23 protein-coding genes and 1 tRNA gene are annotated in these 25318 nt (G+C 52.9%); 3 read left to right on the forward strand and 21 right to left on the reverse strand.

From position 1 onward, the window contains the following. The first annotated feature begins 179 nt into the window (after positions 1-179). On the forward strand, positions 180-1832 hold the full coding sequence (locus ACMAY6_RS08020) for an electron transfer flavoprotein-ubiquinone oxidoreductase (protein ID WP_435210830.1): 1653 nt from the start codon (positions 180-182) through the stop codon (positions 1830-1832). A gap of 35 nt (positions 1833-1867) precedes the next feature. On the opposite strand, the gene ACMAY6_RS08025 is transcribed toward ACMAY6_RS08020, so the two are convergent. The 19 genes from ACMAY6_RS08025 to ACMAY6_RS08115 form a co-directional block, all read right to left on the reverse strand. Next, the gene (locus ACMAY6_RS08025; protein ID WP_435210832.1) at positions 1868-2461 is read right to left on the reverse strand and encodes a DUF1285 domain-containing protein; all 594 of its coding nucleotides are present in this window, start codon (positions 2459-2461) and stop codon (positions 1868-1870) included. A 40-nt stretch (positions 2462-2501) separates the two neighbouring features. Next, complete coding sequence (locus ACMAY6_RS08030; protein ID WP_435210834.1) at positions 2502-4376, reverse strand: SurA N-terminal domain-containing protein; 1875 nt, start codon at positions 4374-4376, stop codon at positions 2502-2504. 245 nt (positions 4377-4621) lie between these two features. Continuing rightward, positions 4622-4897, reverse strand: a complete 276-nt coding sequence (locus tag ACMAY6_RS08035; protein WP_435210836.1) for an HU family DNA-binding protein — start codon at positions 4895-4897, stop codon at positions 4622-4624. Positions 4898-5038: 141 nt separating this feature from the next. Continuing rightward, complete coding sequence (gene lon, locus ACMAY6_RS08040) at positions 5039-7450, reverse strand: endopeptidase La (protein ID WP_435210837.1); 2412 nt, start codon at positions 7448-7450, stop codon at positions 5039-5041. A 119-nt stretch (positions 7451-7569) separates the two neighbouring features. Further along, positions 7570-8850, reverse strand: coding sequence for an ATP-dependent Clp protease ATP-binding subunit ClpX (gene clpX / locus ACMAY6_RS08045; protein ID WP_435210839.1), 1281 nt, complete (start codon positions 8848-8850; stop codon positions 7570-7572). An 84-nt stretch (positions 8851-8934) separates the two neighbouring features. Beyond that, positions 8935-9573 carry an ATP-dependent Clp endopeptidase proteolytic subunit ClpP gene (clpP, locus tag ACMAY6_RS08050; protein WP_435210841.1) on the reverse strand — a complete coding sequence of 213 codons (639 nt, stop codon included), beginning with the start codon at positions 9571-9573 and terminating at the stop codon, positions 8935-8937. A gap of 23 nt (positions 9574-9596) precedes the next feature. Further along, positions 9597-10922, reverse strand: a complete 1326-nt coding sequence (gene tig, locus ACMAY6_RS08055) for a trigger factor (protein ID WP_435210843.1) — start codon at positions 10920-10922, stop codon at positions 9597-9599. Positions 10923-11011: 89 nt separating this feature from the next. After that, positions 11012-11096, reverse strand: a tRNA-Leu gene (locus ACMAY6_RS08060). Positions 11097-11622: 526 nt separating this feature from the next. Beyond that, positions 11623-11967 (reverse strand): PilZ domain-containing protein, encoded by a 345-nt coding sequence (locus tag ACMAY6_RS08065; protein WP_435210844.1) that lies wholly within the window; start codon positions 11965-11967, stop codon positions 11623-11625. 65 nt (positions 11968-12032) lie between these two features. Beyond that, a complete protein-coding gene (gene holB / locus ACMAY6_RS08070; RefSeq protein ID WP_435210846.1) occupies positions 12033-12995 on the reverse strand; it encodes a DNA polymerase III subunit delta' in 963 nt (320 codons plus the stop codon). Next, entirely contained in the window at positions 12967-13614 is a 648-nt protein-coding gene (gene tmk, locus ACMAY6_RS08075) for a dTMP kinase (RefSeq protein ID WP_435210847.1), read from the reverse strand. Before tmk ends, holB begins: the two co-directional genes overlap by 29 nt. Continuing rightward, positions 13611-14642 (reverse strand): endolytic transglycosylase MltG, encoded by a 1032-nt coding sequence (gene mltG / locus ACMAY6_RS08080; protein WP_435210848.1) that lies wholly within the window; start codon positions 14640-14642, stop codon positions 13611-13613. Before mltG ends, tmk begins: the two co-directional genes overlap by 4 nt. After that, positions 14639-15472 carry an aminotransferase class IV gene (locus ACMAY6_RS08085; RefSeq protein WP_435210850.1) on the reverse strand — a complete coding sequence of 278 codons (834 nt, stop codon included), beginning with the start codon at positions 15470-15472 and terminating at the stop codon, positions 14639-14641. The genes mltG and ACMAY6_RS08085 overlap by 4 nt, the downstream gene beginning before the upstream one ends. An 8-nt stretch (positions 15473-15480) precedes the next feature. Beyond that, positions 15481-16725: a beta-ketoacyl-ACP synthase II gene (gene fabF / locus ACMAY6_RS08090; RefSeq protein WP_435210851.1), complete on the reverse strand. Its 1245-nt coding sequence runs from the start codon at positions 16723-16725 to the stop codon at positions 15481-15483. A 144-nt stretch (positions 16726-16869) separates the two neighbouring features. After that, entirely contained in the window at positions 16870-17106 is a 237-nt protein-coding gene (gene acpP / locus ACMAY6_RS08095; RefSeq protein ID WP_007233938.1) for an acyl carrier protein, read from the reverse strand. Positions 17107-17209: 103 nt separating this feature from the next. After that, positions 17210-17950: a 3-oxoacyl-ACP reductase FabG gene (gene fabG, locus ACMAY6_RS08100; RefSeq protein WP_435210852.1), complete on the reverse strand. Its 741-nt coding sequence runs from the start codon at positions 17948-17950 to the stop codon at positions 17210-17212. Then, positions 17947-18948, reverse strand: a complete 1002-nt coding sequence (gene fabD, locus ACMAY6_RS08105; protein ID WP_435210854.1) for an ACP S-malonyltransferase — start codon at positions 18946-18948, stop codon at positions 17947-17949. Before fabD ends, fabG begins: the two co-directional genes overlap by 4 nt. A gap of 70 nt (positions 18949-19018) precedes the next feature. Further along, entirely contained in the window at positions 19019-19201 is a 183-nt protein-coding gene (gene rpmF, locus ACMAY6_RS08110; RefSeq protein ID WP_435210856.1) for a 50S ribosomal protein L32, read from the reverse strand. A gap of 45 nt (positions 19202-19246) precedes the next feature. Beyond that, positions 19247-19783: a YceD family protein gene (locus tag ACMAY6_RS08115; protein WP_435210857.1), complete on the reverse strand. Its 537-nt coding sequence runs from the start codon at positions 19781-19783 to the stop codon at positions 19247-19249. Positions 19784-19863: 80 nt separating this feature from the next. Between ACMAY6_RS08115 and ACMAY6_RS08120 the strand changes: the two genes are divergently transcribed. After that, positions 19864-20454: a Maf family protein gene (locus tag ACMAY6_RS08120; protein ID WP_435210859.1), complete on the forward strand. Its 591-nt coding sequence runs from the start codon at positions 19864-19866 to the stop codon at positions 20452-20454. A 9-nt stretch (positions 20455-20463) separates the two neighbouring features. Here the strand turns inward: ACMAY6_RS08120 and ACMAY6_RS08125 are convergent, their stop codons facing one another. Continuing rightward, a complete protein-coding gene (locus ACMAY6_RS08125) occupies positions 20464-21426 on the reverse strand; it encodes an RluA family pseudouridine synthase (protein ID WP_435210861.1) in 963 nt (320 codons plus the stop codon). A gap of 468 nt (positions 21427-21894) precedes the next feature. On the opposite strand from ACMAY6_RS08125, the gene ACMAY6_RS08130 reads away from it, so the two are divergent. Beyond that, positions 21895-24750: an Rne/Rng family ribonuclease gene (locus ACMAY6_RS08130; RefSeq protein WP_435210862.1), complete on the forward strand. Its 2856-nt coding sequence runs from the start codon at positions 21895-21897 to the stop codon at positions 24748-24750. Positions 24751-24871: 121 nt separating this feature from the next. Here ACMAY6_RS08130 and ACMAY6_RS08135 read toward each other — a convergent pair whose 3' ends face one another. After that, positions 24872-25318: a hypothetical protein gene (locus ACMAY6_RS08135; RefSeq protein ID WP_435210864.1), complete on the reverse strand. Its 447-nt coding sequence runs from the start codon at positions 25316-25318 to the stop codon at positions 24872-24874.

Consider the following 25318-nt stretch of genomic DNA (forward strand, 5'->3'; position numbering starts at 1 on the left):
TTGCGGGAAGTTTAGTGTAACATACCCGAAGTTCAAAAAGGCGACTCTAAGTTCAGTTTTAAGGCTGGGTAAGAGTCAATTCTCGGCAGTCATCTGCCTCGGACGCGACTATACCAGCACCAAGCTGGAACACACCACACAACTAGACAATGCAACATCAAATTTGGGGGAAAATCGCTATGGAACGCGAATCAATGGAGTTCGACGTCGTCATTGTTGGCGCAGGACCTGCAGGATTGTCAGCTGCTATCCGCATCATGCAGTTAGCGCAGGAAAAAGAGCGAGAAACAACGGTCTGTGTGGTAGAGAAAGGCTCCGAAGTCGGCGCACATATCCTCTCTGGCGCCGTGCTGGAGCCCAGAGCGCTCAACGAATTGCTCCCCAACTGGGCGGAACTTGGTGCCCCACTCACGACCCCGGTGACCGAAGATACCTTTTACTTCTACACCAGCGGCAGCGGCGCCACAAAATTACCCAATTTCATGATCCCGAAGCCAACCCACAACGAAGGCAATTACATTGTCTCTATGGGAAACGTTTGCCGTTGGCTGGCCGAGCAGGCTGAAGGGCTTGGCGTAGAGATCTACCCAGGGTTTGCTGCAGCAGAAGTTCTCTATGATGAGTCTGGCGCTGTAAAGGGCATCGCCACGGGAGAAATGGGTGTGGGGTTAGACGGATCCCAAAAAGACGCTTACGTGCCCAGCATGGAGCTACATGCCCGATACACTCTATTTGCGGAAGGTTGCCGAGGACACCTCGGAAAACAGCTGATGCAGCAGTTCAATCTCGACAAAGACGCCGACCCCCAGCACTACGGCATTGGTATCAAGGAGATCTGGGAAATTGAACCCAGCAAGCACGAGCCCGGCAAAGTGGTTCATGGTCTTGGTTGGCCTCTCTCGGAGAGCAACTCTTCAGGGGGCGCATTTTTGTATCATGCAGATAATAATCAGGTTTATTTGGGACTGATTTGCGACCTGAACTACTCAAACCCCCATCTCAGCCCGTTTGAAGAATTTCAGCGGTGGAAAACTCACCCCACTACACAGTCGGTGCTAGAAGGTGGCAGTCGCATTGCTTATGGCGCCCGTGCACTGGCTAAGGGCGGTCACAACTCGCTACCCAAAATGCATTTCCCCGGCGGCCTCTTAATTGGCTGTGATGCCGGAACCCTGAACAGCGTGAAGATTAAAGGCAACCACACAGCCATGAAGAGCGGCATGATTGCCGCAGAGACGCTTATGGATGCCCTAGCAGAGGGTGAAGCGGCGCCTCAGGATCTCACCACCTTTGCCGAACGCATAAAAGACTCCTGGTTAGGGGACGAGCTGTACACCACGCGGAACTTCGCCGGCTTTATGCACAAGTTTGGCTATCTTGTTGGAGCGGGATTGGTTTGGATCGACCAAAACATTTTCCGCGGCAAGCTGCCTTTCACACTTCGGGACCAAAAACCAGACTATGCCTGCCTAGAAGACGCTGATAAGGCAAAACAGATTTCATACCCCAAACCTGACAACGTCGTCACCTTTGACCGCTTGTCATCTGTTTTTCTATCAAATACTAATCACGAAGAAGACCAACCTTGCCACCTAACACTCATCGATCCTGATGTACCCCTGTCGACAAACTTGCCCCGATACAATGAACCCGCGCAGCGCTACTGCCCTGCAGGTGTTTACGAGATCGTGGAAGATGCTCAGGGACAGCGGTTTCAAATCAACGCCCAAAACTGTGTGCACTGCAAAACCTGCGACATTAAAGACCCGTCACAAAATATTACTTGGGTCACGCCAGAGGGCTTTGGTGGGCCTAACTATCCCAACATGTGAGTGACCGACTAAGCACAGCTGGAAGCAGGAATCGCTTAGTTTTCGGGCAGCAATGGCCGACGTTGGCCGTCGCTAAAAATGGCACCCGACTCATCGGCCTGTTCCACGAGGCGGTACCAAGCCGCCCTCGTGAACAAGGCGGTCAAGCCGTTATCTAAAGTGATGTAAGCCGCATCTGCAGCCCGTGGTTCTGGCGTCAGGGTATGACGGTTGTCCAGAGGAATCTGCCCCCCGGTGTTTAATGTCAGGATAAGCACTTCTGGCGAATGGCCTGCGAGTGGTTCGGCATCAGTGACCCTAAGAGGGTGTAATGCCACCTTGACGACGACCTTTTCTACCGGGGTGACTAGGTAGTATTCACCGTCCTCCTCTAGGCGCAAAATACTTGCAAAAAGCTGCACCAATTCGCTGCGCCGGATTTGTGAGCCATCGTGCCACCAGCTGCCATCGGCCCTAATTTCCATACCGATATCACCACAGTGCTCGGGGTGCCATCGATCCAGTGGCGGCGGCGGCTTTCCAGTGACCCAATCGGGTGCCGCGAGCGGGCTGCGGATATCCGCGTTCGACTCAACACTGGAAACCGCGGCCACCAACTGCCCGAGGGCATCGCTCCTGCCCTTAGGCATTGAGCCCTTCCCTTTGTTAACTGTCACACAGCACCTGAAGTCACCGGGTCACGATTTCAGCATTGTCGCGCAGCGCTGTTCTATACTCGAGCATAGACAGTCGTCCCTGAAGCTGAGCGAGTTGTTCTGCCATCGCAGTTTGCTCGCCTGAAGATAAGTTCTCCAGCTGACCCTGCTCTACGCCTGCCAATTCGACAATCGCTAAATCTCCATTGACGAGCGTAGTGCTTTCAAGGGTTGCCCCGGCACCTTCTTGCATAGCAAACGCCACTGTCACCACCTCAGCGGGCAGCAGGCTGCCAATTCTGCGCGCGCCTAGTTCCACGCGCCATTCATAGTCTCCAGCCGTAGCGATCTCTTCTAAGCGCTCTCCATCCGCGCGACGCGACCTTAAGGACTCCAAAAGGGCCAACTCAGCCGCCACTCTTGCGTTTGTCTCTAAATCACCGCGTATGCTGTTGGCCACCTTGGAAAACGGTAGGATCTCCGCCGGCCTTTTTTCAGCAACTCGAACCACCACAAATCGATTTCCAGAGAGCTCTAAGATGGCACTGTTGTTTCCAGCCTCATAGACCTCCTCAGAAAATAACGTTTCGCGCACAGCGGATTCAGCGAAAACCCCCTCTCCTATGCTCAATGAAACCGGCGCAGATTGCGCGACTGTCAAAGATAGGGCGTCGGCGGGCTGCTGTAAATCTGCAGCGTTAAAGCTCAATTCCCGCAATTCATCCACAGTAACCAACAAGGTTTGCTCGGCCTCAGCTTCTTGCATGGATTTCGCCAGATCAGCTTTTAACTGCTCGTAATCTGGAGTTTCCCCTGCAACTCGCTCTTGAATGCGAATGAAGTGCGTTCCCGCGTCGGTCTCAACACCCGCAGACACATCTCCCACACCTAAAGTGCTGATGGCCTCTTCCATCGGTTGCGGAAAGACTGTGCCATCGGTGAAGCCTAGCTCCCCTCCCAGCGCTGCCGAACCAATATCATCGGAGACTTCGGCGGCAAGCTCAGCAAAATTCTCACCTGCCGCGACCCGGCTCGCAACATCGTCGATACGCTGCGTGTAGGTTTCAACCGTCTCGTCGTCACCCTGGATCAGCAAAATATGTGCGATCAATGTTTGCTCGGCAACGGTGTACTCGTCCTGCACGGACTGAAATTGCTCCTCTAGCGCGTCTGAGTCTACTGGCGCCAGAAAATCGTCCCTCGATACCACGATGTAGTCAGCAACCACCGAGGCCTCTGAGGTCCATCTGCTGGGGTCGCGATCGTAAACTTCCCTGACGGATTCCTGACTAACTTCCGCGGATTCCCGCAACAACTCGTTCGCGACAATAAGATATCTCACGTCGCGTTCTTCCGCGGTTGCCACAGCGGCCGCTGCGAGCTCCGTGTTGGTCACAAAATCGGAAGCCAGTACGCCCTGCTGCAGTTGACTGAGAATGATTTGCTGCGCCTGCTCACGTCGAAAGCGCTCAGGGCTATACCCTGCGTTAGCCAGCACCACTTTGTATTGATCAGCGTTAAAGGCCCCATCAACTTTAAACGCCTCTATGGAGCCCACGATATCCCCAATAGCCCGACTTGAAGCAACCATGGCATTGTCTGTCGCAGCCTGAAGCAAAACTGTGCGCTCAATCATTTCTTCTAGAGCACGTGGCCGGATACGATCATCGTCCAGCATCTCGGGGTCAATGTTGTCACCAAAAATTTGCATCAGTTGACGCTTTTGGCCCTCAATGGCGACCTGCAACTCTTGAGGGGTGATTTCAGTGCCATTGACCTCAGCAACCGACGTGCCCGAGCTGCCGAATATCACCTGCTCTAAGCCGAATCCCGCAAAGGATAGGATGATCATGAATATAAGGAGCTTGAAACCGGTATTTTGAGTGCCGGCGCGAATTGACTGCATCATTGTGTTAAGACTTCCAATTGGTGGACTTACGTGCCAACCCAACATTTCCATGACTCATGTTGGCTACAAGCCAAAAACTAAACGGCCACGAGCTGGCTGTTTACCTATCAGCTCGTGGAGTGCTGCTCTAAAAGCCTGTTGCAGCCATTATACGAAAAAAGGCGCAATAAAGCGCCTTTTCATCGAGTGAATCTAGTGTTGCGGACCTACCGCTTTACCTGACGGAAATTAACGCAGGACGGGGTCTAACTGTTCACAGCATCCTTGAGCGCTTTACCCGCCTTAAAGCCGGGGGCGTTCGACGCTTTAATTTGGATAGTCTCACCGCTGCGAGGATTCCGACCTTCACGAGCTGCACGATGCTTCACTGAGAAGGTTCCAAAACCGACCAGCGAAACGGTGTCCTGCTTCGTCAAAGCGCCAGTAATGGCATTGATAGCAGCATCCAAAGCTCGGCCAGCGGAGGCCTTAGATAGATCAGCTTCTTCGGCGATTGCGTCTATTAATTCATTTTTATTCACGTGAGTTCCTCTCGGCAGGTTTGATGCAGGAATGGGCGTTACGCCCCATATGGCACACCTCAAGGTTATAACGATGAAGTGGAAAGGGTCAATGAAAGTTATCCCTTATAAGCTGAAAAAAAGACCTAAAGCACAACAAAACTAATGTGCAGGAGGTCTGGACGGCTCAGCCTGATCATCATTGCTAGTTGCCATGCCCGTATCCACAAGATATTCCTCATCACTGATAGGGTCTGGCATACGCTCCAGAGCAATGGAGAGAACCTCATCGATCCACTTAACAGGTTTAATATCTAGGTTCTCTAGAATGTTGTCGGGCACCTCTTTCAGATCCCGTTCATTCTCTTTGGGTATGACAACCGTCTTGATACCACCCCGCCGTGCAGCCAGCAGTTTTTCCTTGAGTCCGCCAATAGGAAGCACTTCACCACGCAGAGTAATCTCGCCTGTCATAGCGACATCCGAGCGCACGGGAATCTGTGTCGCAACACTCACTAACGCTGTACACATGGCAATGCCAGCACTAGGGCCGTCTTTAGGCGTGGCACCTTCCGGCACGTGGATGTGAGTATCATTGCGCTCATGATAGGCCGCAGGCACGCCCAGGCTTTGAGAGCGAGACCGAAAAACCGTGGTCGCTGCCTGAATAGATTCTTGCATCACGTCACCTAGCGAGCCGGTCTTAACGTGGCGCCCCTTTCCGGCTACCGCCACTGATTCAATGGTCAACAACTCTCCACCTACCGAAGTCCAAGCAAGGCCTGTAACCTGTCCGACTTTGCTCTCTTCTTCGGCAATGCCAAAATTGAACTTCTGGACACCCAGCAGATCGGGCAGCATAGCCGGGGTAACCTCAACCTCACCTTGCAGCTCTCCAGTGGCAAACTTCTTCACCATCTTTCGACAAATCTTCGCCACCTCTCGCTCTAAACCTCGTACACCAGCCTCTTTGGTGTAGTAGCGGATTACATCAAGTAAGGCTTCAGACCCCAGTTTGATTTCATCCTTCTTTAAACCATTTTGTTTGATCTGCTTGGGGGCGAGATAGCGCTCGCATATGTTCAACTTTTCGTCTTCGGTATAACCCGGGATACGGATAACTTCCATTCGATCCAACAGAGGTCCCGGAATGTTCATCGTATTTGAAGTGCAGACAAACATGACGTCTGACAAATCATAATCCACCTCCAAATAGTGATCATTGAAGGCATGATTTTGCTCGGGGTCGAGAACCTCCAGCATCGCTGATGCCGGGTCTCCACGATGGTCGGTGCCCATTTTATCAATTTCATCCAGCAAAAAGAGCGGATTCCGGACGCCAGCTTTTGCCATCTTTTGCAGTAACTTACCGGGCATAGAACCGATATAAGTTCTTCGGTGCCCCCGGATTTCAGCTTCATCACGGACGCCACCAAGCGCCATGCGCACGAACTTTCTGTTTGTCGCCCTTGCCAGTGATTCGCCCAGTGAGGTTTTTCCAACCCCGGGAGGGCCTACGAGACACAGAACCGGCCCTTTAATTTTTCGCACGCGCTTTTGAACGGCAAGATACTCAAGAATCCGGTCTTTGACCTCTTCTAGGCCGTAGTGATCGGCATCAAGAATTGAGGCTGCACGCTTCAGGTCGTGCTTGACTTTGCTTCGCTTGGTCCAAGGGACACTGACCATCCAATCGATGTAACCCCGCAGCACAGAGGCCTCTGCTGACATAGGCGACATCATTTTCAGCTTATTAAGTTCGCCTAGAGCCTTATCGCGAGCTTCATCCGGCATCTTTGCGTCGGCTATACGACCCTCTAAATCATCGAGCTCATTTGGCGCATCATCTAGCTCGCCCAGCTCTTTCTGAATAGCCTTCATCTGTTCGTTAAGGTAATACTCGCGCTGACTTTTCTCCATTTGCTTTTTGACTCGACCCCGGATCCGCTTCTCTACTTGAAACAGATCCATCTCGGCGTCCATCAAGCCTAGCAAATGATTTACGCGATCTTGCAATGACGAAATCTCTAGGATGCGCTGCTTTTCTTCGAGGTCTACGCTCATGTGAGCTGCGATAGTGTCCGTGAGGCGACCCGGGTCTTCGATACCCGACAGCGACGCAAGAACCTCTGAGGGGACTTTCTTGCTCAAGCTGACATATTTTTCAAACTGCTCCACGACCGTACGGAGGCATTCATCGACTTCGTCTTCGGGTAATCCGCTGTTCTCGATTTGTCTGACGTGGGCGATCGTGTAATCACCTTCATCATTCATAGACTCGATAGCAGCGCGATACTCTCCCTCAACCAACACCTTAATGGTGCCATCGGGGAGCTTTAATAGCTGCAGAATATTAGATACCGTGCCAACCTGATAAAGGTCGTCAACCGCGGGGCTATCGTCAGAGGCGTTGCGCTGGGCGACTAACAACACTTGCTTGTCATCCGCCATGGCCTGTTCGAGAGCCTCAATGGACTTCTCACGCCCGACAAACAACGGCAACACCATGTGGGGATAAATCACCACATCGCGCAGGGGTAGCAAAGGTAACTCAACAGCAACAACGTCGTTCATGGAATACTCCAGCATCTATACCACTTACATGGGGATAGTACGGTGTATTCTCAAGGGGTGGATGACTTTACTTTAAAAGCGCCCCGCCCAAGCCTTTCTCGGTTGGGGCACCAATGACGTCAGTCCTCAGCCACTGCTCGGGCTGCTTCATTGTTCTCGTAAACAAGAAGGGGCTCAGATTCGCCCTGAATCACACTTTCATCGACGACGATCTTCGCGACATTCTGCTGTGAGGGAACGTTGTACATAGACTCTAGAAGGACGTTTTCTAAAATGGAGCGCAAACCTCGAGCACCTGTTTTTCGCTCCATCGCCCGTTCAGCAACCGCCCGAAGCCCATCTTCGCGAAAATCAATTTCCACGCCTTCCATGTCGAACATCTTGGCGTACTGTTTGGTCAACGCGTTACGTGGTTCAGTAAGGATTCGTACCAGCGCTTCGACGTCTAGCTCCTCGAGGGTCGCAATGACAGGCAATCGGCCAACAAACTCAGGAATTAGACCGTATTGAACCAGGTCTTCCGGCTCGAGGTCAGAGATCATCTCACCAAATCGACGAGTCTCATCCTTGCTCTTAACCTCGGCGGTAAAGCCGATACCACCCTTTTCGGACCGATTACGGATAATTTTATCGAGACCCGCAAAGGCACCGCCACAAATAAAGAGGATGTTGCTGGTGTCGACTTGCAAAAATTCTTGCTGCGGGTGCTTGCGACCACCTTGAGGGGGCACTGAAGCTACTGTGCCCTCGATCAACTTAAGCAATGCCTGCTGCACACCTTCACCTGAAACATCACGGGTGATGGATGGGTTATCTGACTTCCGTGAGATTTTATCAATCTCGTCGATGTAAACGATGCCCATCTGCGCGCGTTCCACGTCGTAGTCGCACTTTTGCAGGAGCTTCTGAATAATATTCTCAACGTCCTCCCCAACGTACCCCGCCTCTGTGAGCGTCGTTGCGTCAGCAACCGTAAAGGGTACGTCAAGTAATCGAGCGAGAGTTTCCGCAAGCAAAGTTTTACCAGAGCCGGTAGGGCCAACAAGCAATATATTAGACTTGCTGAGTTCAACGTCGTCCCCTGTACGCGTATCAGGAGTGTAACGAAGGCGCTTATAATGGTTGTACACAGCGACGGCGAGCACACGCTTGGCTCTTTGCTGCCCAATCACATATTGATCAAGAATTTCATTTATCTCAAAGGGAATCGGAAGCTTGTCAGAGGTCGATTCGCTCGCGGACTCTTGTACTTCCTCGCGGATGATGTCGTTACACAAATCGACGCATTCATCGCAGATGAAGACGGATGGGCCGGCGATAAGCTTTCTTACTTCGTTTTGGCTCTTGCCACAGAACGAGCAGTAAAGCAGCTTATCGCTGTCAGCGCTGTCTTTTGCCATTACTCACTTCCTCAAGCGGAGACTAAACTATCCCCTTCTGCAAACGATGATCGGTTTGGGGCTCGTTTGCAATACCCATTTGCTCTAGGAACCCTCGGCGACCACTTCGCGATTGTTTACCACGTGATCCACCAAGCCGTAGGCCTGGCTTTGTTCAGCGTCCATAAAACGGTCGCGTTCAGTATCGCGCTCAATCACCTCAAGGGGTTGCCCTGTGTGCTCAGCCATCAAACGGTTAAGTCGCTCACGAATAATGAGAATTTCTTTCGCCTGAATATCAATATCGGTCGCCTGCCCCTGTGCGCCACCCGAGGGCTGATGGATCATGGTCCGAGCATTGGGCAAAATAAAACGTTTCTCAGGTGCACCACCGCTGAGGAGGAATGCCCCCATGGATGCGGCTTGACCCAAGCACATCGTACTGACGTCAGGTTTTACAAACTGCATAGTGTCGTAGATGGAAAGACCAGCCGTTACTGAGCCACCCGGGCTATTGATGTATAGGTGGATGTCTTTATCGGGATTTTCTGATTCCAAAAATAGCAGCTGGGCGACGATCAGATTCGCCATGTTGTCTTCAACCGGTCCTACCGCGAATATGACGCGCTCTTTGAGCAGCCGAGAGTAGATGTCAAAGGAGCGCTCGCCGCGAGACGTTTGCTCGATGACCATGGGGATTAAACCCAAATTACTCGTGTCCTGCGGTGGTCTGTCGTGAATCATAATTTACTCCGGAAAAATTTATATCAGGCCTGAGCGGGACGCGCGGCGGCTAGGGCGTCTTGATAAGTGCTTTCCTGATCTTCAATTTGTGCGCCCTCGAGCAGCTTGTCGACCACTTGATCTTCGAGCACCCGTGACTCTACCTGTGCGAGCTGTTCATTTTCGCTGTAGTACCAATTAATCACTTCCTCAGGTTCCTGATAAGTTGAAGCGATATCTTCTATAGCCTCTTTAACCTTCGCCGGATCAGCGCGCAGCTCAAATTTCGTGATCATTTCACCTAAAAGCAGTCCAAGTTTTACCCGCCGCTCCGCCTGCTCTTTAAACATTTCGTCCGGGAGGATGCTTTTTAGATCCATTTCAGGTGCGGCTTGACCACCAAATTGCTGAAACATTTGCCCCCGCATGCCATCGATTTCTTGTGCAACGAGGCTAGAAGGAATTTCAATATCCTCGTGGGCCGCAACAACACCGTCCATGACCTGATTTTTAATATGCGTTTGAACCGCATTACGCAGCTCACGCTCCATGTTCTTTTGCACTTCGTCACGAAATACCGGCTCACCACCCTCTTCTACACCGTAGCTTGCAAACAACTCTTCATCCAGCGGTGCTAGCTCTAGGGCTTTGACCGACTTGCATGTAATGGCGAAACTCGCGTCAACGCCCTGCAACTCCTCGCTCGAGTAATCCTCTGGGAATGTCACATCGATGGACTTTTGATCTCCCGCTGACATACCTACGATGCCGTCCTCGAATCCGGGAATCATCTTGCCACTACCCAATTCCAAAGAGTGGTCTTCTCCGGTTCCACCATCGAAGGCTTCTCCGTCGCGTGTTCCTGCAAAATCGATGACTACCGTGTCGCCCGTTTCCGCAGCCCGTTCTACATCTTTCAGTTCGCCCCGCTGCTTTCGGAAAATTTCAATAATGTCATCAACGTCGGCGCTGTTGACCTCGGCGACCGGCCGCTCGATTTTAAGGTCGGTAATGTCGTTAATCTCCAGAGTAGGAAAGATTTCGAACGTCGCTGTGTATTCGACATCTCTACCCGCCTCAAGTGCGCGTGGCTCAATTCGAGGCTGGCCTGCAGGCCTCAGCTTCTCAGTGACCACCGCTTCCTGGAATGACTGGTTAATAACCTCACCAATGACCTCTTGCCGGATGCCACCACCAAAACGCTGCTGCATGACCTTCATTGGCACTTTGCCTGGCCGAAACCCCGGCAACCTGACATTACGAGACGCCTCACGAAGACGCTGCTCAACCGCGCCATCGACCCGCTCGGCTGGGACGCCGATGGTCAGGCGTCGCTCAAGGCCTGAGGTAGTTTCGATAGATACCCGCATGGAAAACTCCTGAATTTCGTAATGTTAGCTTGCCTTGATGGCAACCAGCGCGGCACCGACACTATGTGCAGCACCTACGCCGTTATTTATGGTGCGGAAGGAGAGACTCGAACTCTCACGCCTTGCGGCACTGGAACCTAAATCCAGCGCGTCTACCAATTTCGCCACTCCCGCAGAAAACTTGTTGGAATAGCGCCAAAAGCCGGCGATTCCAAGGGCGCGGATACTCGCACAGGCACTCATTCGTTGCAATATCGGTGTCGAAGTGAGCCACGATCAAAAACACGGGAAACCCGTCAAAAAGCCGAATAAAAAACCACTTTAATATATAATATCAGTTGCTTATAGACCACTTATAATAAAGTACATTATTTTGGGTTGCGAATTGATGGGCATTATTATCAGAGATATTTTTATCGCATATCGATCTAAAAACATCGTGTTTGATGCTAGACAGCCCCCCTGCATGGTGGGGCATACTAAATCAGTCGTTGGGTATTTAGCGCTGCCTGCCGATAAGACAAAGCTCACACGCTTTGTCACTGATAGAGCCTTGGCAGGATGCCAAGGTCATAAGACTCCTAAACATGCAGTAGATGGGCCCTCAGGGGCCTTTTTTTATTCCAATAAGCAACGTAGCTGGACCCATCTGACGCTCCCACCGGACGAGTTGGAGCACAAACTAAAACCATAGACACCATCACATGGTATGAGTTTGACGCTCAGAGTTGAGGGCCCCGCCCAAATGCAACTCAATTTTGGTATTCGCGGTCGCATCCTGCTCGGAAAATTGAACGCCTACACCCGCCTGCCGATTACCTTGGGCGCCTACAGGCGTAATCCAAACTACCCGCCCCGCGATGGGTATTTTCTCCGGCTCATCCATTAAGGTAAGCAACATGAAGACTTCGTCACCAATGCTGTACCGCTTATTGGTAGGAACAAAGATGCCCCCATTGTCGAGAAATGGCATATAGGCGGCGTATAGAACAGCCTTATCTTTTATGGTCAGAGACAAAATGCCTTGGCGGTTACTGTCACTCATGGCTCACACTCCCGAAAATCTTCGTGCAGTTTACCCATTGTGCACCTAACATTCATTCAGGCTCATCACTCAGTCGTTAGCAGCCTGCCCAACTCAGGTAACATCACATCACGGCCAAAGTTCACGCCCTTTCTACTAGCAATAAGCCAGTCTAAAATTTGATCGCGACGGTGAAAATTGCTTCGGGAGTACGCAGCGCCCGCAGCGCTATACAGGCGTTGCTCAACGCTGTGCAACGCGGCCTCCAAAATCACATCAAGATCATGACCTCCCAATGCAACTAACACCTCCTGGTTAGCTATCGTCTTATCGAGCAGCCCACCCAGGGCGTTAGTTAGTGCCTCTATCGACGGTAAATCGTCGCCCTGAATAAGCCGCTCAGCAGTTAAGGGTTGTGCTCGGGAAAGCGCATAAGCCTGCTCAGCTGTCTGTGCAGAGCATGATGTATTGTCAACCAGCCACTTCAGCGCGGTAGGCTTTGTCGGGTGCGGCAAGTTAAATCGCTGACACCGAGACCTTATGGTCGCCGGTAACTCGCCAGCGCGGTGACTGACCAAAATCAACAACGCCTGCCCCGGCGGCTCCTCGAGGGTTTTCAAGAGCGCATTTGCGGCGGCGGTTGTCATCGCCTCTGCCGGCTCCACTACCAATATCTTGTGAGATCCATAACCAGGCGTTTGCTGCATAAATGAAACCGAAGCGCGAATAGCATCAACTCCGATGGCGCGTTTTCCCTCTTCAGGTCTAACCCAACGAAAATCGCCGTGCGCCCCTCCACCAACCAGCTGGCAGGCTTCACAGCTGCCACAGGGCTCCGCATCTGAAGCTTTACATAGCACTCCCGCTGCAAATGATGCGGCCAACCGGGCTTTCCCCAGTCCTTTCGAGCCCGTCAGTAATAGTGCGTGAGGGAGCTTTTCCTGACGCTCTAGGGACGACAAATGCTCAAAAATGTCCTGCTGCCAGGGGAGTTCCGTATTCAGCCAAGGCGTCAATAACTCAGGAGGTCGCACCGGCAATCCACTCATTCAATAAGGCATCTAATTGTCGCTGCACGTTCTCTAAATCTGCTCCCGCATTAATAACTCGCCAACGATCAGGCTCACGCTCAACCTGACTTAAATAACCTGCCCGCACAGCCTCAAAAAACGGCGCAGCCTCGCGCTCAAATCGATCTAATTCGCCCCTTGCTCGAGCACGCTGCAGACCGATCTCAGGGTCTACATCGAGTAAAATCGTGAGATCAGGCTTAGTCGTCGGATGAACAATCTCGGCTAATTGCGCTATGACCTCAAGTGATATGCCCCGGCCAAAGCCTTGATAGGCGAAACTAGCGTCCGTAAAACGATCACATAACACCCATTCCCCACGCTCCAAAGCAGGGGCAATAACAGTACTGACGTGCTGTGCCCGGGCGGCAAAAACCATGAGCAGCTCGGCCATTGCTGTGGGTACCAGCCCTTCTTTCTGGAGCAGTAATGCCCGCAGCTGCTCACCCAAAGGCGTGCCACCGGGCTCCCTCGTAACCAGCAAGGGAATGTTAAGTGCCTGCAACCGCGTTTCAATGAGGCGCAGCTGAGTGGTTTTTCCGACGCCTTCGCCGCCTTCAACGGTAATAAACCTAGGCGTGTTAGTCACAGCTTTCATTTATCACCGCCTTGAGGTGTCGAACGATAATCCGCCTTTGGGGATAGCTGATAGCGCTGAACGTTGGCATTGTGCTCTTCGAGAGTTTCAGAGAACACATGATACCCGTCACCCCGTGCGACAAAATACAGGGCCGCGCCAGGCGCCGGCTGAACTGCAGCTTCCAAGGCTGCAACCCCAGGCAAGGCAATTGGCGTTGGAGGTAAGCCTTTAATCCGATAAGTGTTCCAAGGGTTAGCCACATCTTTAAGATGTCGCCGGGTCAAGTTACCATCAAATTCGGCCCCGAGCCCGTAAATAACGGTCGGGTCAGTTTGTAGGCGCATACCGGCCCTTAATCTTCGCGCAAACACTCCCGCAATGGTAGCTCGCTCTCGAGCAACAGAGGTTTCACGCTCAACGATCGACGCCAGAATCAGGGCATCGTAGGGTGCTAGTAGCGGCGTATCCATCGAGCGCTCATCCCAAGCCTGCATGAGCGCACGCTCCATTAGCTTGTGGGCACGTTGCAATATGTCAAAGTCTGAATCTCCCGCCACAAAGCGATAAGTCTCGGGCAAAAACCAGCCCTCGGGGGAAGATGACGGCAATACTAGATCAAGCAGCATTGGGTCGTGCGCGTTTTTAAGTTTCTGTAGCAGCCGAGTGTCACCATGCAATCGATCCAATGCCTGCTGGAGGGTAATACCTTCCGGAAGCGTGACCTGATAGCTCAATACTTCACCCCGCTTGAGCAAATCCAAAAATCCAACACCGGTGATTCCTGCTTGTAATTGATACTCGCCAGCATGGATTTGCCGATCAATGCCTTGCCAGCGCGCCCAAATTTCCAGAGCACGACCAGATTCTAGCAACCCCAGTGCCTTCAATTTCCTCAGTGTCTGCTTAAGGCTCTCTCCAGGCTCCACAGTAATTGTGACGCCGCTTTGAGGTAAATTCATGGGCGTATGCAACGACTGAGCGATTAAAAAGAGCCCGAGGCCTAAGCCGCCGAAACTAAGCAGCAAAACGAGAAACAACCGTCTCACAATGCTTTCTCGCGATGAATACAAGCTGACAGCGCATCGCTAGCAGTCATTTCGGTAAAGGTGAACTGATCTACCGCAGCGATTCGGCGAATACCTACAACTGAGTTACAACACCATGCCTCCTGAGCCGATGCAATGTCGTCCGAGCTGATTTTTCGAATGCTCACCTGATACCCCAGCATCTGCGCCCAGTGGTCCAAGATTGCCTCTCTTCTAGTGCCCGCAATTCCCACCTCATCGACAGGCGGCGTGATAAACCGGTCGCCAACGCGTAAAAACAAATTGCCACTAGTCGTCGATACCCAGGAGCCCGATGCATCGCACATTATGGCATCCGAAAAACCGCGCCCCCGCGCCTCCTCTAATGCCACGACCTGCTCGGTTCTTGCCAGCAACTTACAACCCCTAAAAAATGGCTGACTAGACCAGCGCACACGACTCACCGTCAAGGGTGCCAAAGCGTCGAAATTAGCGAGCCCCGGGCTAAAGCGAAGAATACATCGTGGCTTTTGACGCTCAGGAACTTTGTAACCCCTCGGGCCCGATCCACGAGTCAAGGTGAGGCGCAGCGTCCCGGTTGCCTGAGGAATAGTATTATTCAGAATTGCTTCGGCTTCATCGACACGCTTCAACGCAGTCGGATTCGGCTCCGGAAAATTTAATACCTCGAGGCCCCTGCCCAAGCGCTTAGCATGACGGCGTTTGCATGAAATAACACCAGATTCAACACGAAGTGTCTCAAAGGCGCCATCGGCCAAACACAGCCCGCGATCATCTGGAGGCACCTCGGTATTGACGACGCCGTCAACCCAAAAGGTCTCCGCAGCCAAGCTAGGAGCTACTCGGGGAATTGACTAAAGACAAGAGACCCGTTCGTCCCGCCAAAACCGAACGAATTGCTAATGGCGTGATTAATGGTTCGCTGCTGTGCATTGTGAGGCACATAGTTCAGATCACACCCCTCTCCAGGATTATCAAGGTTGATGGTCGGTGGTGCCACATTGTCACGTATCGCAAGAATCGTGAATACCGCTTCAACCGCGCCTGCGGCACCCAGCAGATGCCCAATCATTGACTTCGTAGAGCTCACTGCGACATCGGAGGCTGCATCACCAAAAATAGATTTTACCGCCATTGTTTCAGCGCGGTCGCCGACAATTGTCGAAGTACCATGAGCGTTAATGTACCCCACCTCCGCTGGGTTTAGACCTGAGTCACGCAGCGCATTGGCCATTGATCGCGCTGCACCGCGACCGTCTTCTGGTGGTGAGGTCATATGGTAAGCGTCTCCGCTCATACCAAAACCTGTCAGCTCGGCATATATCTTGGCCTTGCGAGCCGTTGCGCTTTCGAGGGACTCGAGCATGAGCATTGCTGCACCATCACCTAAAACAAAGCCGTCACGGTCTGCATCCCAAGGCCTTGAGGCCAACTCTGGAGAATCATTACGAGTCGACAGCGCTCTTGCTGCCGCAAATCCTCCTAATCCGACCGGGGTGGTTGCCATTTCAGCTCCGCCCACCAGCATTGCATCGGCCTCCCCCGTGGCAATTAAACGAGCGCCCATTCCAATGTTGTGGGTGCCACTCGTGCAGGCAGTGACAATGGCTAAATTCGGTCCCTGAAGGTTATACATCACCGAGAGGTTACCGCTGATCATGTTGATAATAGCGCCGGGCACAAAAAACGGTGACATACGGCGAGGCCCAGAGTTTAAGATCAGCTCATTGTTGCGCTCGATAGAGCCAATACCACCGATACCGGAACCAATCGCACAGCCAATACGCTCACAATTGGCTTCAGTGACCTCAAGGCCACTGTCACGAATCGCTTGAATACCTGCCACCATGCCAAACTGAATAAACGGATCCATCCGTTTTGAGTCTTTGGGCGCTAGGTATCCTTCACTGGAAAAATTTTTAACTGAACAACTGAATTGCGTGCTGAAGGCATCGGTGTTGAAACTCTCGATACTGGCGGCACCGCTTTGCCCATTACAGATAGCCTGCCAGCTCGAATCCACATCCAAGCCCACCGGTGTCACTGCACCTAGTCCGGTTACTACTACCCGATTGCCATTCATTAACAGTTTTCCTCCCCTGTGGGCGCACAAAGCCGCTCTGCATCAGAGACCTCATTGGATCTCGAAAAAATCAACCCGCACAAAAAAAAGCCGCTCATCATTAATGCAGAGCGGCCCTGATAACTTTTGTCTCGTTAGAAAACCTTAGGCAAGGTTTTCATTGATGTAGTTGATAGCCAACTGCACCGTAGTGATTTTTTCAGCCTCCTCATCAGGAATTTCAGTTTCAAACTCCTCTTCGAGAGCCATTACGAGCTCCACGGTGTCTAGCGAGTCTGCGCCCAGGTCGTCAACGAAAGAAGCCTCTGTGCGAACTTCGTCTTCTTTAACGCCCAGCTGCTCGGCAACGATTTTTTTTACGCGATCTTCAATGCTGCTCATAGTCTGTATTACTCTCCCAGCTTGTTGGCGGGCCTAAGCCCTCTTCGGTGTGCGGATTCTACCTGTAAACTGCCCCAGATAGAACCAAATATGAGGCCTGCTGTCAGGCCATATACATTCCGCCATTTACGTGAATCGTCTCTCCGGTGATGTAAGCCGCTGCATCGCTCACTAAAAATTTAACGGTCTCAGCGATTTCCTCAGGACGACCCAAACGAGACAGAGGTATCTGATTCAGCATAGCGTTGCGATTTTCTTCAGATAAATCGCGGGTCATATCTGTATCTATAAATCCGGGAGCGACTGCGTTGACGGTGATCGCTCGTGACCCTACCTCTCTTGCGAGGGCGCGTGTAAAGCCCTCAGCGCCTGCTTTTGTCGCCGCGTAATTGGCCTGCCCTGCATTTCCCATAGAGCCCACCACAGAAGTAATTGTGACAATGCGCCCCCACTTTGCCTTGGTCATCCCTCTAAGGCAGGCCTTACTTAAGCGAAAAACAGAGCTCAGATTGGTGTCAATCACGCTATCCCACTCGTCGTTTTTCATACGCATTAGAATGTTGTCTCGGGTGATGCCTGCGTTATTCACCAAAATAAGTGGGGCACCAAAACGTTCTTTTACCTTCGACATGAGTTCGTCGATGCTGGCTTCATTTGCAACATCCAAAACGAGCCCTGCGCCACCATGAGGCGCGAGTCTTGAATCAATGCTCGCGGCCCCCGATTCTGTTGTCGCAGTACCGATAACCGCCATGTTGGCCTGCATGAGTGTGTTAGCAATGGCGAGCCCAATGCCTCGGCTGGCGCCTGTCACTAGGGCGACGGGGGGGTGATTCTCACTCATACTGTGGGCACCTCAGACAGTTGGTTTATAGCTTCTGAAAAGGCCGTGGGCGACTCAATGGCATAGCAAGATTTCGAGCGATCAATACGTCGCATCAAACCGGATAACACCCTACCCGGGCCACACTCCACAAAGTCCGCACAGCCCATTTCAATCATTGTCTCTACACACGACGTCCACTGCACTGGAGCCACAACTTGCTGCACCAACAACTCGGCAATTGTTGTGCTATCGGTGTGGGGCCTAGCATTGACGTTACTGATAACGGGGATCTGAGCGTCAGCGAGCTCGACATGCTCGAGTGCCTCGTTTAGGGCAGCAGCAGCAGGCTGCATTAAGGGCGTATGAAATGGTGCACTGACAGGCAGCGGCAAAACACGTTTCGCGCCAGCCTCCTTTAAAGCGACTGAAGCATGCCCGACGGCCCCTGCGTGGCCCGCAATAACCACCTGACCCGGCGAATTGAAGTTAACGGCCAATACCTGTGTGTTGGTGTCAACACTTGCATCGGCACAAATTGTATTGATTGTTTCATCTGGCAGCCCTAGCACAGCGGCCATAGCACCTGTGCCAACAGGCACAGCCGCCTGCATGGCCTGCCCGCGCAAACGCACAATTTTCACAGCGTCGCAAAAGGCAAGAGATTCCGCCGCGACCAATGCCGAGAATTCTCCCAAGCTGTGGCCCGCCAACACGCTGGGCACCTGCCCTCCGCGCTGCAGCCACAACCTATAAAGCGCAACGCTGGCGGCCAATATGAGTGGTTGTGTATTTTCGGTGAGCGCTTGGGATTCAGCGGGCCCATTTCGGGCCAAAGACCAAAGATCGAGGGACACGGCATCGGAGGCTTCGGCAAAGGTGTCAGAGATGACAGCCTCCTCCGACGCGATGTCCGAAAGCATGCCAAGGTACTGCGAGCCTTGGCCCGGAAACAAAAAACCAGGATGGCCGTGATTCGCCACCGAATCGGCCTGCTGCTTGAGTTCTATCTGCGACACACCTACGCCCCCCGACCCAGAACTGAATTCAAGTTATGGCAGGACCCTTAAAATGGCCCTACCGAGACAGTCAGTCGTCGGAGCCTGTATTGATGACCTTTTTACCTCGGTAAAATCCGTCTGCACTCATGTGGTGACGGCGACGAACCTCACCAGAAGTTGCATCTACGGTCAGAGTAGGACCCTCGAGGGCGTCGTGTGAGCGACGCATACCGCGACGAGAGCGGGTTTTGCGATTCTTCTGTACGGCCATAACTTTCTCCATTCGAACGAGAAGGCGTTGCTGCCATCCCGCGCGTTACTTGTCTACGTCGCCCTTAAGTGCTTTGAGCACATCAAAGGGATTCTCTTTTTCTGGGCTTCCTGAAACTGCTGCGTCCCCTGAGCCCGGTGCCTGCACACCAGTTTCAGCACCACAGTTTGTATTACTGTGATAGCTAAAGCTCGGCAACGCCAGCAGGAGCTCGTCTTCGACAACCTCCCAAAAATCTATTTCAGCCTCTGCCACCAGAGGCTCATACCTCGGCGGAAGCTGAGCCGCCTGCTCGTCTGTCCAAACCACAGCCAGCAGCGCAGAAGAAGCAACCGTCCTCTCCAATGCGCCCAGACACCGCTGACAGGTGACTTGTACCTCTGCAGTTACCTGCACAGAAACTATGTACCTGCCCTCCTCGTCGCGATAAAAATCGGCGTTCACCACGACAGGCTGCTTCACCGCTACAATGGCTGAGCTGAAGCGCAGAAGCTTAATCGGGTCTAAAACCCCGGCCAGTGTCACCTCGCGCGCCGCCAGCGTGCGCACTTCGACCGTTTGTGGGAGTGCTCCGAGCGTCATGGCGGCGCATAATACGGACGACCCCGCAAGGTGTCAAAAGTTAAATGCTGGTAATACAAAGGGTTTTTTAGGATATTACTGTGGATTATCGACCGCAAACACTTGTTCTTGCCTCATCCTCTCGCTATCGAGCCGAATTGCTGGGTCGCTTGGGGCTGCCATTTGAGATTCAAAGAGTCGCTGTTGACGAATCACCGCTGCCTCTGGAAGCCCCTTTAACACTCGCTCAGCGCCTTTCAGTAACAAAGGCGAAAGCCATTACTCACCTCTCAGGCGACTACCTCAGCATCGGCAGCGATCAAGTTGCTACCTGCGACGATAGGCTATTGGGAAAACCTGGCACAGAGGCCAAAGCCCAAGAGCAGCTTCGCTTTATCAGCGACAAAACCGTTTCGTTTTTCACAGGAGTTGCCATTTGGCGCCCCGCTAGAGCAATGCTCGACTGCCGAGTGGTTCAGACCCGGGTGCGCATGCGAAATTTATCCGACTGCGAAATCACGTCCTACATCGCAGTAGATCAACCCCTAGATTGCGCAGGCAGTTTTAAATGGGAAGCGCTAGGCATTAGCCTTTTTCGCTCAACCGAAAGTACTGACCCAACCGCCTTGCAGGGCTTGCCTCTCATCGAATTGGCCCAAATGCTCCGCGATCAGGACTACCGCATCCCCTAGATTGAGGGGCTAGACCAGAGTCTCTACCAAGCGCTGGAGTTCCTTGGGCAACGGCGCCTCTAGGGAATAGTTTTGCTCCTCGAGTCGGAAGTTGAGGCTAGCTGCATGTAAAAATAAGCGTTTGAGCCCTATTTTAGAAGCCAGTCGTAATGCCGCCTCATCTGAATACTTGGCGTCACCTAGGATCGGAAAGCCCGCGTGCTGGCAGTGCACACGAATTTGATGCGTCCGACCGGTAACAGGTTTCGCCTCGACCAAGGTTGCACCGGACCAACGCGTCACCACGCGGAAGGTCGTCAAAGACTGCCGCCCCGCCGCGGCGACCTTAACCCGACGCTCACCAGAAGGCAGCGCAAATTTTTCGAGGGGAGCATCGACACGCTTTAAATGCGCGGGCCAGCGACCGCTGACCAGACAAAGGTAACGCTTGTCCACACCATTTGATCGGAGTAAGCCGTGGAGGCTGCGCAGGGTCGAAGCGCGGCGCGCAACTAACAACAGCCCAGAGGTATCTCGATCCAGGCGATGGACCAGCTCCAGATAGCGGTCTGTGTCATACATGGCTCTCAAAGTTTCGATGAGCCCTACACTGATACCACTTCCCCCATGCACAGCAAGTCCCGGAGGCTTGTTAATGACCAACAGCGTAGATTCCTCTCTCACTACCGCATCACGTAGGCGAGCGCGCCAGCCTGCCGCGCCCGCTGCTTCTGCCTTTTCCGGGACCCGCAGCGGCGGGATTCTAATTGAAACGCCCGCCTCAAGCCGAGTGTCGGGCTTAACCCTGCCCTTGTTAATACGAACCTCGCCCTTTCGGATAGCTCGGTAAATACGGGTCTTGGGCACACCACCGCGGACCCGCTGAAGAAAGTTATCGAGACGCTGGCCGGCTTCTTCCGGCAATACTGTGCGCCACTCGACCTTGGTATCCCTTTGCGTGTCGCTGCCTTTTTTTTCAGACAATTGAATCACTTAGCATTTAGTGTTAATGTCCATTTCGGTTGTATTCCAACGCACTGGTGTTTTGGAAGGCCCGGCATAAATGTGAATGACCGGTGCGCCTCCCGCTCTCAGGCCGATAGAGTAGCCTGATCCGCCGCTCCCCTCCAGAAAATACGTATCGAGGGTGCTGCAGCCAGCGACCGAATACTCCCTGAAAATTTAAACGCGCTCCTGCCTGTACCGTGACCACTCCGGGCTATTTGAGGACATCTCCCCGTCAGAGCGGGGTACGCAGAGGGCTTTTGTTAACCCGCGAATACAACGAACGCGGTGTGATTTTTTGGCTTCGTCACAAAGACGGTGCCGACGGCAACATTAAATCTGTGGAGGACCCACAGATCTGGGTTGGGCGCACAAGCGCACGAAACCCTGCTTGTTTTCTTACCCTGTCCCGGGGTATCGCACCTGTTCGGTGGCTTCGCCCATTGGACAATAATCATGAAGAAAATGCTCATTAACGCCACACAACCCGAGGAGATTCGGGTTGCTCTTGTGGATGGACAACGCCTAAACGACCTCGACATCGAAAATCGATCGCGAGGTTCCACAAAGGCTAATGTATATAAAGCGAAAATCACGCGGGTTGAACCCAGCCTAGAAGCCGCTTTCGTAGACTTCGGCGCCGACCGCCACGGGTTTTTACCGCTGAAGGAAATTGCCCACCAGTATTACCGCAGCACAGCCCCCGATGGTGACGGCAAAACTCGCATCAAGGATGTGCTCAAAGAAGGCACCGAAGTCATTGTACAAGTGGACAAGGAAGAGCGAGGCACCAAGGGAGCCGCGCTCACCACTTATATCAGTCTGGCTGGCCGATACATGGTTTTGATGCCTAACAACCCCAAGGCCGGCGGCATATCTCGCCGTATCGAGGGTGATGACCGCAGTGAACTCAGGGACGCCTTATCGCAACTGAATATTCCTGACGGTATGGGTGTCATTATCCGAACAGCCGGGGTTGGGCGCAGTCCAGAAGAGCTACAGTGGGATCTGGACTACCTCCTACAGCTATGGAGCTCTATCTCAACGGCATCAGACGAAAATAAAGCCCCTGTGCTGTTGTATCAGGAAAGCGATGTCATTATTCGTACTATTCGCGATTACCTGCGCGATGACGTTGATCAGGTGCTTATCGACGATAAAGCCGCGTGGCAACAGGCCCACGACTTCGTCACGATGGTTATGCCGAAATATGCTCAACGCATACGGCTCTATGAAGACTCCATTCCCCTCTTCAACCGCTTCCAAGTTGAGGGGCAAATAGAAAGCGCATTTCAACGTGAGGTTCGACTTCCCTCTGGCGGCTCAATCGTCATCGACCCCACCGAGGCACTGATCTCTATCGATATCAACTCGGCTCGCGCCACCAAGGGCTCTGACATTGAGCAGACAGCGCTGCAAACCAACTTAGAGGCAGCCGACGAAGTCGCTCGACAACTCCGTTTGAGAGATATGGGTGGCTTGGTCGTTATTGACTTTATTGATATGAATGCCAATAAAAACCAACGCGCCGTGGAAAACAGAATTCGGGATGCCCTCGAAGTCGATCGAGCTCGCGTGCAAGTGGGTCGAATTTCTAGATTTGGGTTGCTGGAAATGTCTCGTCAACGGCTCAGGCCGTCTTTGGGTGAGATCAGCGCCATGGTCTGTCCTCGCTGTACTGGTAAGGGCACGATACGAGACACAAAATCACTCGCCCTGGCCATTCTGAGACTACTGCAAGAAGAAGCGGCCAAGGACCGGACCGGCGAAGTCAGAGCGGTAGTGCCTGTAGAAGTAGCCGCATTTCTCTTGAATGAAAAACGAAGCGCCGTCAACGACATTGAAAACTCTAGCGGTGTGAGGGTCTTGATAATCCCCAACCCACACATGGAGACGCCCCACTTCGACGTCATCAGACTCCGTGACGACGAAGTGGAAGAAACCACGACGCTTAGCTATGAGGTGGCTGTAGCGGCCCCAGACCCTATCGCCGTGCGAGATGAGGTAAGCGCAGTGCCTGCAGCTCCACAGCCCTTGGTTCGTGGCGTAACCCCTCAGGGGCCGGCACCGGTTGCCGCCGAGCCTGAGGAGCCCACTCAACCCGCAGAGCCTGTCACTACCGCGCCAAAGCCCGCTGCTAGGGCTCCACAAAAAGCCGGCATGCTCAGTCGCATGTGGGGGGCACTGTTCGCGCCGGCAACCACTGAAGAACCCAACGCCGCAGAAGAAAGTGAGGCTGTAGCGACGGCGAGCGAGGAAAACCCTGAATCCAAAGAAAACTCCAATCGTCAGCGCCGAAGCCGTGGAGGCAGAAACCGCACCCGCAGCCGACGCCCAGAATCAGACGGCTCTATCGACGATGCCAGCGATGCAGAGCAATCTGCCGCAGAACCAGAACAGGCAGACTCTGGGGACTCTGACGGCGATGCAGATGATCGACCTAAGCGCAATCGCCGCCGTCGTGGTCGTCGTGGCGGTCAGAAGCGTCTGCAATCTGAAGGCTCTGAAGTTGCCACTCAGGAAGATGCCAGTGCTAACGAAGACGAGGACAGCGCCGACTCGAATGATCAATCGGTACAGGCTGCAAACACTGAAGACACCCCAGAAAGCGCACGACACAGACCTTCTGATAAACGTAGCGAAGGCCGACGTCGGCGTCAGAGAGGTCCTAAACTTGCAACGCCCGAAGATACCGCAAGCGCAGATGTTGTCGCTGTAAGAAACGAAGCCGTCGAGGCTGAAGCGCCAGCAGAGGCCGCTGCAAATGCTGTGGCAGAGTCTCCCTCCCAAGCATTGGGTTCAGTGACAGACCAAATCGACCTCTTAGGCGAGGCTGCAAATAACGTCAGCGAGACGGAGGTACCGTCAGAGGTGGCACCAACGGAAGATGCCCAGAGCACCGCTGAAATCGCAGAGACTGTCAGCCCTGAGCCAACTCCACAACCTGTGGAGGCTGCATCCGAGCCTCCAACAATCGCGGGCGCATCAGCAGAGGTTAAACCCGAAGAGGTAGCATCAGAAGCTGCACAGTCGATGCAGGAAATCGACCGTTCTGGGGTTACGGCTGCAGGGCGAGCGGTTAACGATCCGCGAGTTGAACCCAGACCCATCGGCGACGTCAACGTTGAGACATTGCGGCAGGCCTTGTTCCTCGAGCAAGAAGCCCCACCCGTAAGTATTGTCAGCCGAGATATTCCAAGGGCAAGCAATGATCCTCGAGGACCAAAAGCTGGACTGTCGTTCACGGCGCCAAAGGATTCCCCCGAAGCACCGTCTGAAGATGACGCACTGCCAGATGTTCAAGCCAACTAAAAAAAAGGGGCCTTACAGGCCCCTTTTTTTATCAACAATTTTCAGAGTCTGAGTAAACGGGCAACCAAAGCCCGCATTCAAGGCCCTCAACTAGCCCTTGCATGCCTCCACGAGACAGCCATCAATCGATAGGAAACGCCGTGAAATTTAACGTTCCCTCGATTAAATCGATGACGCCCTCAGCGTAAATCATGTCTCCGTTTGAGAATTCATCTAGGGTGTACATCATTACGGACTTACCGTTGCGTTTCCAGATGCCTTGAAGCGTTGCAGCTATCATGACGCCGTCTTGATTTATGGATCGGAGGTTTCCTGAGAAGTTGCCCTTGTTACGATCAGCAGAGTTACTCACAAAGTCGTAACTTAAATAGACCTTGCCATAGCCTTCACCAACAACACCCTCGGCTGTGAGACTGCTACCTGAAGCGCTGCTGGTCCAACTTGTCATTTTGAAGCTGGCAGGAAAAGACTCGCCGGTCGGCTCAAAAGCCTGTGCTGCCAGCGTCGCAAACAACAACCCCAATGAAATGCACAGCGTCCCGAACACTTTAGTTAGTTTCTGCATCAT

This window comes from Luminiphilus sp. nBUS_16 (assembly GCF_051201645.1).
Classification (GTDB): Bacteria; Pseudomonadota; Gammaproteobacteria; order Pseudomonadales; family Halieaceae; genus Luminiphilus.

What these genes read in the sequence shown, in the direction of transcription:
- ACMAY6_RS08115 (WP_435210857.1), bottom strand. Translation starts at nt 19,783, where the DNA reads ATGACGCTCGGAGCACTCCCACAAACGGTCGAAGTGCGCACGCTGGCG.
- rpmF (WP_435210856.1), bottom strand. Translation starts at nt 19,201, where the DNA reads ATGGCCGTACAGAAGAATCGCAAAACCCGCTCTCGTCGCGGTATGCGT.
- clpP (WP_435210841.1), bottom strand. Translation starts at nt 9,573, where the DNA reads ATGATTCACGACAGACCACCGCAGGACACGAGTAATTTGGGTTTAATC.
- acpP (WP_007233938.1), bottom strand. Translation starts at nt 17,106, where the DNA reads ATGAGCAGCATTGAAGATCGCGTAAAAAAAATCGTTGCCGAGCAGCTG.
- ACMAY6_RS08130 (WP_435210862.1), top strand. Translation starts at nt 21,895, where the DNA reads ATGAAGAAAATGCTCATTAACGCCACACAACCCGAGGAGATTCGGGTT.
- ACMAY6_RS08020 (WP_435210830.1), top strand. Translation starts at nt 180, where the DNA reads ATGGAACGCGAATCAATGGAGTTCGACGTCGTCATTGTTGGCGCAGGA.
- lon (WP_435210837.1), bottom strand. Translation starts at nt 7,450, where the DNA reads ATGAACGACGTTGTTGCTGTTGAGTTACCTTTGCTACCCCTGCGCGAT.
- clpX (WP_435210839.1), bottom strand. Translation starts at nt 8,850, where the DNA reads ATGGCAAAAGACAGCGCTGACAGCGATAAGCTGCTTTACTGCTCGTTC.
- ACMAY6_RS08030 (WP_435210834.1), bottom strand. Translation starts at nt 4,376, where the DNA reads ATGATGCAGTCAATTCGCGCCGGCACTCAAAATACCGGTTTCAAGCTC.
- ACMAY6_RS08135 (WP_435210864.1), bottom strand. Translation starts at nt 25,318, where the DNA reads ATGATGCAGAAACTAACTAAAGTGTTCGGGACGCTGTGCATTTCATTG.
- fabF (WP_435210851.1), bottom strand. Translation starts at nt 16,725, where the DNA reads ATGAATGGCAATCGGGTAGTAGTAACCGGACTAGGTGCAGTGACACCG.
- ACMAY6_RS08065 (WP_435210844.1), bottom strand. Translation starts at nt 11,967, where the DNA reads ATGAGTGACAGTAACCGCCAAGGCATTTTGTCTCTGACCATAAAAGAT.
- tig (WP_435210843.1), bottom strand. Translation starts at nt 10,922, where the DNA reads ATGCGGGTATCTATCGAAACTACCTCAGGCCTTGAGCGACGCCTGACC.
- tmk (WP_435210847.1), bottom strand. Translation starts at nt 13,614, where the DNA reads ATGAAAGCTGTGACTAACACGCCTAGGTTTATTACCGTTGAAGGCGGC.
- holB (WP_435210846.1), bottom strand. Translation starts at nt 12,995, where the DNA reads ATGAGTGGATTGCCGGTGCGACCTCCTGAGTTATTGACGCCTTGGCTG.
- fabG (WP_435210852.1), bottom strand. Translation starts at nt 17,950, where the DNA reads ATGAGTGAGAATCACCCCCCCGTCGCCCTAGTGACAGGCGCCAGCCGA.
- ACMAY6_RS08025 (WP_435210832.1), bottom strand. Translation starts at nt 2,461, where the DNA reads ATGCCTAAGGGCAGGAGCGATGCCCTCGGGCAGTTGGTGGCCGCGGTT.